The sequence below is a fragment of the Undibacterium sp. Di27W genome, from assembly GCF_049340345.1.
Taxonomy (GTDB): domain Bacteria; phylum Pseudomonadota; class Gammaproteobacteria; order Burkholderiales; family Burkholderiaceae_D; genus Undibacterium.
On sequence record NZ_JBMPOS010000150.1, the window covers coordinates 1 to 306 of the forward strand.

Annotated in this window: 1 protein-coding gene; it reads right to left on the reverse strand. The window is 52.0% G+C overall.

Translation table 11 applies throughout. The features are described from left to right. Nucleotides 1-37 precede the first annotated feature (37 nt). The coding region (locus ACO0LF_RS31695) for a transposase domain-containing protein (RefSeq protein ID WP_423021419.1) at nt 38-306 on the reverse strand (269 nt) is incomplete at its 5' end.

Consider the following 306-nt stretch of genomic DNA (forward strand, 5'->3'; position numbering starts at 1 on the left):
GTAAGCGTCCGTTGCCCCCACATTGACAGATGAGGTTTTATGTTTTCAAGCGCAGTGGCAACAGCTCATCAATCCTGCTGTTAGGATGCATAGGAAGTTGTTCAAGCGTCAGCTTGAGCCAAACCAGCGGTTCAATGCCATTGGCCTTGGCAGTGGCCAATAAACTTTGAATGGCTGCCGCCCGCTTGCCCGCTCGTTCTGATCCAGCGAACAACCAGTTCTTCTTGCCGATCGCAATTGGGCGTATCGCGTTTTCGATACGGTTATTGTCGATCGGCAGTTGGCCACTGCTGACATAGCGCACAA